The organism is Curtobacterium luteum (assembly GCF_001475545.1).
In the GTDB taxonomy this organism is placed as follows: domain Bacteria; phylum Actinomycetota; class Actinomycetes; order Actinomycetales; family Microbacteriaceae; genus Curtobacterium; species Curtobacterium luteum_A.
This window is the reverse complement of sequence record NZ_LDQC01000121.1, coordinates 1-9,441: the sequence shown is the minus strand read 5'-3', so window position 1 is coordinate 9,441 and position 9,441 is coordinate 1. Positions and strand designations below refer to the sequence as shown.

Here is a 9,441-nt window from a genome sequence, read left to right as displayed (position 1 = left end):
GCGCTCTACCAACTGAGCTAAGAGCCCCTGCCGCCCCATCCTAGGGGCGGACCGGGACGGATCGGCCACACGCCCGTAGGGTCGGACCATGGCCGACGATCATGCGTACGCGATCTTCCTCAACGGCTCGTACGGCGTCGGCAAGTCCTCGGTGCTCGACGCCGTCGGCGACCGCCTCGCTGCGGGTGGACGTGCGTTCAGCCTGATGGACGTGGACTGGTTCCACCGGTCGTGGCCGGTTGCTGCCGACGACTCGGAGAACACCGTCGTCGAGGCACGCAACATCGCTGCCGTCTGGGCGAACTACCGGACTGCCGGCCCACGGCAGCTCGTCCTCAGCGGTGTCGTCACCAGCAGCGCGGACCTCGACCGGTACTCGGCAGCGGTCGGCATGCCCGTGCGCCCGATCCGACTGATCGCCCGACCGACGACGATCGAAGCACGGCTCCGGAGCCGCTACGACCGGCACCGCCAGGACCACCTCGAGTGGCACCTCGAGCGGTTCGCGCAGCTCGCGGAACGACAGGCAGCCGCGGACCTGGACGAATGCGTCGTCGACACGGATGCCGTCGCGCCCGCCGACGTCGCCGACATCGTCCTGTGTCACTTCCAGCTCGGTGCGGGCGCGTAGGGGTTGTCGGTGGCGACGCCGGGTGGCATGGTCGGGCGCATGACGCTCCCCGCCGATGCGCACGTGCACAGCGAGTTCTCCTGGGACGCCGGATCCGACCCGGCATCTCCGGGCACGATGCGGCGCACCTGTGAACGAGCGGTCCGGATCGGGCTCCCGGCCCTCGTGTTCACCGAGCACCTCGACCTCGAGGACCACTGGCGGGCCGCACCGGACGACCTCGGCACACACGCCCGAGCACTGGTCGACGAGCACGGGGTGGTCCGGCTGCCGCCCCTCGACGTCGACGGCTACCTCGACGCGGTCGACCGCTGCCGGCACGACTTCCCGGAGCTCACGATCCTGACGGGCGTCGAGTTCGGCCAGCCGCACCTCTGGGATGCCGCCGCGGCCGACGTGGTGCGCCGGGTCGACCGGGTGAACGGGTCGCTGCACATGCTCCCGTTCGACGGTGCGGACCGCACCGAGCCGGCCACGCTGTACCAGCACCGGTCGCCGGCGGAGGTCGTGTGGGCCTACCTCGAGGAGCTCCCCCGGATGATCGCCGGCTCCGACTCATTCGCCGTCCTGACCCACATCGACTACGCAGCCCGAGCCTGGCCCGCGACCACCGCCGGCCCGTTCGACCCACGGGTCTTCGAGGAGGGCTTCCGATCCGCGATGCGCGCCCTCGCGGCGTCCGGACGGGCGCTCGAGATGAACACCCGGCGGCTCTGGTCGTGGGTCCCGCAATGGTGGGCCGAGGAAGGCGGACGCGCCGTGACGTTCGGGAGCGACGCGCACCGGGCGGACGACCTCGCGTCCGGCTTCCCCGAGGCCGTGGCGATGGTGGAGCACTTCGGGTTCCGCCCCGGCCGGCGGGTCGAGGACTCCTGGACGCGCTGAGACCTCAGCGTTCGCGGCCGGGCGCGGTGACGGCCCCCTGCCACACCCACACCCGGTACCGCGATCCGTCGCGTCGTGCGACCTCGACCTGCACCGCACGGTCCGTGTACGCCACCACGACGGCCCGTTCCTGCACGCGGACCTCCACGAACCGCAACCACACCTCGACGACCTCGCCGTCGGACACCGAGGTCGGCGGCTCCGGGCCGATCTCCTCGCGCGTCAGGGTCACCGGGTACGGGCGCGTCAGGAACTCGTTGACAGCAGCCCGGGAGACATCGGTTCCGTAGCGTCGGTTCTGACCCATGCCGACCATCGTGCCACGGATTCGAACACACGTTCGAACGGCAGGATGGCGACATGGACCCCGCCGATGCGTTCCTCCACCACCTCGCCCCGGGGCAGCCGTGGACCGACCTGGTCGCGACGCTCGAGCAGCTCGGCTGGATACGGTGCGGGACCGGCGACTGGGCGGTCGCGCTGCGATCCCCGTCCGGAGCCCTCGCCGCTCGCATCAGCCCGTTCGACCCCGCCGGGCCGTACTCCGCACTGCTCTACCGCCGCGCCGCACACACCCGGCAGGTGCCCGCGCTCGTCGAGCACCGCGTCCTCGAGGGCGGTGCCGACCTCACCGTGATGGAGTACCTCGAGCCCGTCACCGAGGACGTCGGCGCCGCGTTCCACCGTGCCTTGGCGATGCGTGACCCGTCGGTGGCGGAACTCGCCGACCACATCGACCACGTGCACGCCCTCGGCCGTGCAGAGCAGCCATGGTGGGGGCCGCTCGACGACAACCCCGCGAACGTCATGCGCGGGTCGGACGGGCGGCTCGTCGTCGCCGACCTCTTCTACGCCGACGGCCCGGCCCTCTACGCGACGGTGCGCACAGACCCGGACCGGATCGTGCGCGACTACCCCGAGCACCTCCGCCGACACATGACCGAACTGCCGCTGGCGAGCTCGGGTGGGTGGCCGGCTGGGGACGCGGAGCGGATGCGCGCCGCGCTCGCCGCGGCGGACGCGCGGAAGCGGGGTCGCTGACGCGACCACCACCGGACGGGAGGCACGGGTCGGGCCCGCCCCGCGCCTCCCGTCCGATCCGGACATCGAGACGTGCGCGCGGTCACGTGTCTTCTGTAGTATCTGCGTGTGCACGTAGACAAGCAGCCCTGCGGATTGGGTCCGGAATCGGAGTACGTCGAACTGGCGGTCGAGGTGTTCGCGATGCTCGCGGACGCGACCAGGGTGAAGATCATCCTCGCGCTGCGGAGCGCGGAGGAGCTGTCCGTGAACCGACTGGCCGAGGTCGTCGACAAGAGCGCTGCGGGCGTCTCACAGCACCTGGCGAAGCTGCGGTTGGCTCGGATGGTGTCGACCCGCAGGGAGGGGACCACCGTGTACTACCGGCTCACCGATGAGCACGCGTCGGAACTCGTGATCGACGCCGTGAAGCAGGCCGAGCACGTCGTGGGCGCGGCGCCGCACCACCGTGCCGAGCAGGACAGCGTATGACCGGCCACGACCACGCGCCGGTCCACGCTGACCATGACCATCCCCACGGCCTCAAGGACGGCCACGAGCACGGTGAGCACGGCCACTCGCATCCGCACGGCGGCGTGAAGGGGTTCCTGTACGACCTGTTCGTGCCGCACACGCACGACTCGGCGGACTCGATCGACGACGCGATGGAGGCCAGTACCGCTGGCGTCCGCGCCCTGAAGATCAGCCTGTTCATCCTCCTCGCCACGACCGTCCTGCAAGCGGTGATCGTCGCGTTCACCGGGTCGATCGCGCTCCTCGCGGACACGATCCACAACTTCGCCGACGCCTTGACGGCGGTACCGCTGTGGATCGCGTTCGTCCTCGGCCGCCGCGTCGCGAACCGCCGCTACACCTACGGGTACGGCCGCGCCGAAGACCTCGCGGGCATGTTCATCGTGTTCGTCGTCGCCCTCTCCGCCGTCGTCGCCGGTTGGCAGGCGATCGACCGGTTCATCAACCCGCGACCGATCGAGAACCCCTGGCTGCTGATCGCCGCCGGCCTCATCGGCTTCGTCGGCAACGAAGCGGTGGCGATCTACCGCATCAGGGTCGGCCAGAAGATCGGGTCCGCCGCGCTCGTCGCCGACGGCGTGCACGCACGCCTCGACGGGTTCACGTCCCTGTCGGTCGTGCTCGGAGCGATCGGCGTCCTCGTCGGCTTCCCGATCGCGGACCCGGTCATCGGGCTGCTCATCTCCGTGTCGATCATGGTCTTGCTCTGGGGCACGGTGAAGTCAATCGGCGCGCGCCTGATGGACGCCATCGATCCCGCCCTCCTGAGCACGGTCGAGCACGCACTTGGACACACCGCCGGTGTCGAGGCCGTCCGGGACCTCCGCCTCCGGTGGGTCGGCCACCGACTCACCGGCTCGGCCACCGTCGAGGTCACTGCCACCTCCCTGCACGACGCAGAGCACATCGCCGAGCATGCCGCCGAGCACGTGCACGAGACGATGGGCAACGTCGACGAGTTCACCGTCCTGCCCGCCGCCCGTGCGCACCAGCACTGACCACCACCGAGAGGAACGCACCATGTCCGTCGTGAAGATCAACGCCATCACCGTCCCCGAGGGCAAGGGCGCCGACCTCGAAGCCCGCTTCGTCGGCCGGGACCACGACGTCGAGCAGCAGCCCGGCTTCGAGAGCTTCCAGCTCCTCCGCCCGACCGCTGGCGGCTCGCGGTACTTCGTCGTCTCCACCTGGGTCGACGAGGACGCGTACCAGGCATGGCGTACCGGCCAGGCCGGTGCCCGCCACGGCGGCGGCAACCCCGTGGCGACCGGCGCGGAACTCCTCGAGTTCGAGACCGTCACCCTCTGACCGCGCTCCCGACGGAGCGCCGCCCCCGACGCCGACGGCTCACGTCTCCTCGCCGGGGTACCATGCGCTGCACGCTGGACCTCCGACTGTGCTCCCGATCCGTTCGGTCGCGGCGGGTCCGGTGTGGATCCGGACACCAGCTTGCCGCCGCCCGTGGGGGTACCGCACCATGGAAGCGCACACTCGACCCGTCTGCTCGAAGGACCGATGCTCACCACCACCGCTTCCCCGCGGGCCCGGCTGCTGTTGCAGGCCACGGCGACGCTGGCGTTGCTGCTGCTGGTCGGGTTCACGGTCCTGATGCACACGATGGCCGGGCACACCGCCAGCCACGAGCACTCGATGGCGGCTCCCGCGGCCGTCTCCGAGCACAGCCATGTCGCGGCCGCCGGCCACGACGAGCACGCCGTTCCCGTCACCGCGGTGCTGACCGTCCTCACCGGTGTCGGCTGTGACAGCGGCCTGTGCGCGCTGATGTGCTCGCTGATGGGGATGGTGTGCACGCTGACGATCGCCCTGTTCACGTGGGCGCTGCTGCGCGCACGGACCGGCGGCATCCTCTCCCTGCTCGCGCGGCTGCTCGCGCTGGCTGACCGGCTGCCGCGTCGCATCGCGGCACCGCAACCACCGTCACTGACGGCGCTGCAGATCAGCCGCACCTGATCCGCCCCTGCGGGATCCCACCTGCGAAGGGTGGCTTCCGCGTGCCCAGATCCGGGAGGCAACCGCTTGCCCGGAGCACCTGACGCATCCACGGGAACGGAGAGATCATGCACACCACCACCACGCGCTCGTACGCGATCGCCGCCGCACTGGCCCTCGGACTCAGCCTCGCCAGCTGCTCCACGAGCACCAGTGGCTCCCGAGCAGCTTCGTCGTCGTCGACATCGGCCGCGTCGAGGCACAACGAGCAGGACGTGATGTTCGCGCAGATGATGCTGCCGCACCACGAGCAGGCCGTCGAGATGAGCGACGTGCTCCTCGCCAAGGGCTCAGGCGTCGATCCCGACGTCGCTGCACTCGCGGAGCAGATCACGGCCGAGCAGTCCCCGGAGATCAACCAGCTCAGCACCTGGCTGCAGGGTTGGGGTGAGCCGACCGAGCCCGAGCACTCCGGGGCAGGGCACTCCACGTCCGGGATGATGTCCGACTCCGACATGGACGACCTCGACCAGGCCTCCGCGGACGACGCCGGGAAGCTCTACCTCGAGCAGATGGTTCAGCACCACAAGGGTGCCGTCGACATGGCCAAGGCTGAAGCAGAGAAGGGCAAGAACGTCGACGCCGTCGCGATGGCGAAGTCGATCGTGTCGAGCCAGACCGAGCAGATCACCCAGATGCAGGACATGCTCGGGTCTCGGTGACTCTCGGCGTGGATCGCGGCGTGCACCCGCATCCCGTGCACAGCCGAGATCTCGTCCACCTCTGCGTCCGGCACGGAGACGGTGGACGCGCTCGCGCGGTCGACAAACCGGGCGAGTGCTGATCAGGTGGCGTCGAGGCGTGTCCCCCCCCTCACGCTCCGGCGTCACCTAGGTGCCCACCAAGTGACTGAGCACGAGTCGACTTCTCATCCCTCCGGATGATGCGGCGAGGACGCGACGCGCGCGATGCTTGTCCGGCGGAGGGGAATCCGGTCGTCCGCGGCCGCGGTCGTGGGGGCCGCGGCCGCGGCTCCTCCCGCTGTGGGAGGAGCCGCGAGCCGAGCGCGGACGAGCACAGTCGCCACGGATCACGGGGCTCCGCTACTTCGTCAGCACCGCCGCCACCTCGGGGATCCGGTCGACGTAGCCGCGCACGAGGTCCCGCGCGACACTGACGCTGTCGACGAGCGGGTGGAGCGCGAAGGCCTTGAGGGCTTCGTCCCTCGAGCCGGTGAGCGCCGCCTGGATCGTGTGCCGCTCGACCGCCTTCACCTGGGACATGAGCCCGATCTGGTGGAGGTCGGGCTGGTCGGTCGTCATCGGGTGCACGCCGTTCGCGTCCACCATCGTCGGGACCTCGACCACGGCGCCCCCCGGCAGGCCGGCGATCGTGCCGTTGTTCCGCACGTTGAGGATCATCGTCTGGCGCTCGTTCCGGCTGATCGCGGCCATCACCCCGAGTGCGACACCCGCGTACCCCTGATGCGACGGGTCGGTCTCCCGTTCCTTCGGATCGATCGGGTCGTCCTGCGTGCCGCCCTTCGCCTCGGCCATGTACGAGGCACTGCGCCGAGCGACGGTCTCCCGCCAGAGGTCGGCCACGCCGTTGCCCGCCGCACTCGCCCGGTCGTAGAACGCCGACTGGCTCTCGGCGAGGAAGTCGCCACGGGTCTTCCCCGACGAGACGATCGACCGGACTGCATCGCGGTTGAAGTAGTAGTAGTACAGGTACTCGTTCGGGATCGCGCCGAGCGAGCGGATCCAGTCGAGGCCGAAGACGCGGCCCTCCTCCATGGCGCCGAGCCGGCCGTCGTCGGCCATCAGCTCGGGCAGGACGTCGCGACCGTCGTACATGACCCGGCGCATCCAGCCGAGGTGGTTCAGCCCGACGTAGTCCATCTGGACCCGCGTGTGGTCGAGCCCGAGCATGCCCGCGACCCGACGGCCGAGGCCGGACGGGGTGTCGCAGATGCCGAGGACGCGGTCGCCGAGCACGGTCTGCATCGCCTCGGTGATGATGCCGGCCGGGTTCGTGAAGTTCATGACGTAGGCGTCCGGGGCGAGGTCGCGGATGACCTTCGCCGCATCGACCATGACGGGCACGGTGCGGATCGCGTACGCGAGACCGCCGGGGCCGGTGGTCTCCTGTCCGAGGACGTCCAGGTCGAGCGCGACGTGCTCGTCGCAGCGGCGCCCCTCGAGCCCGCCGACCCGCAGGGCCGCGAACACGAAGTCGCTGCCCTCGACCGCGCGGTGCAGGTCGGTCGTCGGTTCGAGCACGGGCGCGTCCGGGAACTCGGCGGCGAGCTCGGTGAGGATCGCGACCATGGCGTGCAGCCGGACCTCGTCGACGTCGTAGAGCGCGACCCGGTCGACCCGGGGGCTTCCGGCGTCGCGGAGCAGGGCCTGGTACACGTACGGCGTGCGGAACCCGCCGCCCCCGAGGATGCAGAGCTTCATGTGGTGATGACCTCTCCGCCGGCGTTCCGGCTGTGGGCGAGTGTGTCGTCGGGCGCGCCGGTCGTGGTGATCAGCGTGTCGACGTCGGTGAGGGAGCAGAGCCGGAGCGCTCCGGTCCCGGGGAACTTCGCTTCGGAGGCGAGCAGGACGACGCGCTCGGCGGCGGCGATCATCGACTGTTTGATCGGCGCTTCGACCGCCATGTTGTCGACGACGTGGCCGTTCGCCCGGACGCCGGTGCACGACAGGAACAGCACGTCCGCGCTCACCTGCTCGAGGGCCGCTTCGGCGAGGGAGCCGACGAGCGTGCGGTAGTTGCGACGCACCACCCCGCCGAGCAGGACCAGCCGGACGGCGTCGTCGTCACGCAGGACGTCGAACACCGCGAGGTTCGTGGTGATGACCGTGATGTCGCGCCCGCGGAGGAGCTCCGCCACGAGGGGCGTCGTGGTGCCGATGTCGAGGATGACGACCTGGCCGTCCTGCACCATGGCTGCTGCAGCGACCGCCATGCGGTGCTTCAGGTCGTAGTCGCCAGCGGCCTCGAACGGGGCTTCGACCACCTCGTCGTCCTCGTCACCCGGGCCGGCGGGAGCACCACCGTGCGGACCGCGCGGGGGCTCGCGGGTCGTCGCGCCCGGCGCGACGACCGCTCCGCCCCAGGTGCGCACGAGCTCGCCGTTCCGGTCGAGCATCTCGAGGTCGCGCCGGATCGTCGCGGCGCTGACCCGCAGCGCGCGCGCGAGTTCCTGCACCGAGGCAGCACCGTCGGCCCGCAGGGCTTCGATGATGCGGTTCTGCCGCTCGCGCAGGATCATGCGACCCACCGTAGCCCAGATCGAGCAGGATCACGCAACAATGAACAATCAGGATCCTCAACTCGAACAGACTTAACAAATCTGGCGCAATCGAGTAACGTCGCCGCAACACCGATCGCGCAGGCTCGAACACACGCGGTCGAACCCCTGATCCGCGATGACGAGGAGCAGCCGTGACCCAGCCGAACCAGACGCCGGCCCCCGGAGCGTTGCTCTTCGCAGGCGACGTGTACTGCGACCTGGTCTTCGCCGGCGTGACCGCTCCCGAGCAGGGAGCGGAGGTGTTCGCCGACGCGTTCACGGTGACGCCCGGCGGCGTGGCGAACCGAGCGGTCGCGGCGGCACGTGCCGGCGCTCCGACGAAGCTCCTCAGCCGGCTCGGCGACGACGTCCTCGGGCGGCACGTCCACCAGGTGCTGACCGAGGAGCCGCTGCTCGACACGGCCTTGCTGGAACTCGTCACGGGACACCAGAGCGCGGTGTCGGTCGCCCTCACCGGACCGGAGGACCGCAGCTTCATCACGTACGAGGAACCCCTCGGCCCGCTGCACGTGCCGGACGACCTCGGTCCGGTCGCAGCGACGCACGTCGGCATCGCCCGACCGCTCCCCGACTGGGTCGCCGCGCTGCGCTCGGGCGGCACGACCGTCGTCGGCGGCGTCGGCTGGGACCACACCGGCGAGTGGTCCGGTGACGTGCTCGACCGGCTCGCCGAGATCGACGTCTTCGTGCCGAACGACGTCGAGGCGATGCGGTACACCCGCACGGACACGGCGCTCGACGCTGCCAAGGTCCTCGCCGAGCGCGTCCCGCTCGCCGTCGTGACCCGTGGCGCGGACGGCGTCGTCGCGGTCGACTCCGCGAACGCCGTCGTCACCGCGAGCACGATCCCGGTGGACGTGGTCGACCCCACCGGCGCCGGAGACGTCTTCGTCGCCGCGTTCATGGCCGGCGACCACCACGGCTGGGACCTCCCGACACGGCTGCGCTTCGGCGCCGCGTCGGCCGCGTTCGCCGTCACCGGACTCGGCGGCGCGGCGAGCGCACCGCATCCCGACCAGCTCAGGGCGTTCGTGCGCGGCGCCGCCCCGGACGACGACTGGTCGTTCCTGGACGCCGTCGCCCTCACCGACGCCTGACC

At 70.7% G+C, this 9,441-nt stretch carries 12 protein-coding genes; 9 read left to right on the top strand and 3 right to left on the bottom strand.

All coding sequences use genetic code 11. From position 1 onward, the window contains the following. The first annotated feature begins 88 nt into the window (after positions 1-88). Together NS184_RS16280 and NS184_RS16275 are read left to right on the top strand one after the other, a co-directional pair. A complete protein-coding gene (locus NS184_RS16280; RefSeq protein WP_058727134.1) occupies positions 89-631 on the top strand; it encodes a hypothetical protein in 543 nt (180 codons plus the stop codon). Between the two features lie 39 nt (positions 632-670). After that, complete coding sequence (locus tag NS184_RS16275; protein WP_058727133.1) at positions 671-1,516, top strand: PHP domain-containing protein; 846 nt, start codon at positions 671-673, stop codon at positions 1,514-1,516. Between the two features lie 4 nt (positions 1,517-1,520). On the opposite strand, the gene NS184_RS16270 is transcribed toward NS184_RS16275, so the two are convergent. Next, positions 1,521-1,823, bottom strand: a complete 303-nt coding sequence (locus tag NS184_RS16270; RefSeq protein WP_152998282.1) for a hypothetical protein — start codon at positions 1,821-1,823, stop codon at positions 1,521-1,523. Positions 1,824-1,876: 53 nt separating this feature from the next. Here NS184_RS16270 and NS184_RS16265 point away from each other — a divergent pair, with 53 nt between their 5' ends. From NS184_RS16265 to NS184_RS16240, 6 genes are all read left to right on the top strand, one after another. Then, positions 1,877-2,557, top strand: coding sequence for a hypothetical protein (locus NS184_RS16265; protein ID WP_058727131.1), 681 nt, complete (start codon positions 1,877-1,879; stop codon positions 2,555-2,557). Between the two features lie 108 nt (positions 2,558-2,665). Continuing rightward, positions 2,666-3,028, top strand: a complete 363-nt coding sequence (locus tag NS184_RS16260; RefSeq protein WP_275935040.1) for an ArsR/SmtB family transcription factor — start codon at positions 2,666-2,668, stop codon at positions 3,026-3,028. Continuing rightward, a complete protein-coding gene (locus NS184_RS16255; protein ID WP_083513782.1) occupies positions 3,025-4,068 on the top strand; it encodes a cation diffusion facilitator family transporter in 1,044 nt (347 codons plus the stop codon). Before NS184_RS16260 ends, NS184_RS16255 begins: the two co-directional genes overlap by 4 nt. Positions 4,069-4,090: 22 nt before the next feature. Further along, positions 4,091-4,378, top strand: coding sequence for an antibiotic biosynthesis monooxygenase family protein (locus tag NS184_RS16250; RefSeq protein ID WP_058727135.1), 288 nt, complete (start codon positions 4,091-4,093; stop codon positions 4,376-4,378). A gap of 207 nt (positions 4,379-4,585) precedes the next feature. After that, a complete protein-coding gene (locus NS184_RS16245; RefSeq protein ID WP_058727129.1) occupies positions 4,586-5,041 on the top strand; it encodes a hypothetical protein in 456 nt (151 codons plus the stop codon). Between the two features lie 107 nt (positions 5,042-5,148). Beyond that, positions 5,149-5,742, top strand: coding sequence for a DUF305 domain-containing protein (locus NS184_RS16240; RefSeq protein ID WP_058727128.1), 594 nt, complete (start codon positions 5,149-5,151; stop codon positions 5,740-5,742). 381 nt (positions 5,743-6,123) lie between these two features. Here the strand turns inward: NS184_RS16240 and NS184_RS16235 are convergent, their stop codons facing one another. Both NS184_RS16235 and NS184_RS16230 read right to left on the bottom strand, forming a co-directional pair. Continuing rightward, positions 6,124-7,482, bottom strand: coding sequence for a 6-phospho-beta-glucosidase (locus tag NS184_RS16235; RefSeq protein WP_058727127.1), 1,359 nt, complete (start codon positions 7,480-7,482; stop codon positions 6,124-6,126). Continuing rightward, positions 7,479-8,300, bottom strand: a complete 822-nt coding sequence (locus NS184_RS16230) for a DeoR/GlpR family DNA-binding transcription regulator (protein WP_058727126.1) — start codon at positions 8,298-8,300, stop codon at positions 7,479-7,481. The genes NS184_RS16235 and NS184_RS16230 overlap by 4 nt, the downstream gene beginning before the upstream one ends. Before the next feature lie 173 nt (positions 8,301-8,473). Here NS184_RS16230 and NS184_RS16225 point away from each other — a divergent pair, with 173 nt between their 5' ends. Beyond that, positions 8,474-9,439: a carbohydrate kinase family protein gene (locus NS184_RS16225; RefSeq protein WP_058727125.1), complete on the top strand. Its 966-nt coding sequence runs from the start codon at positions 8,474-8,476 to the stop codon at positions 9,437-9,439. Positions 9,440-9,441 lie beyond the last annotated feature (2 nt).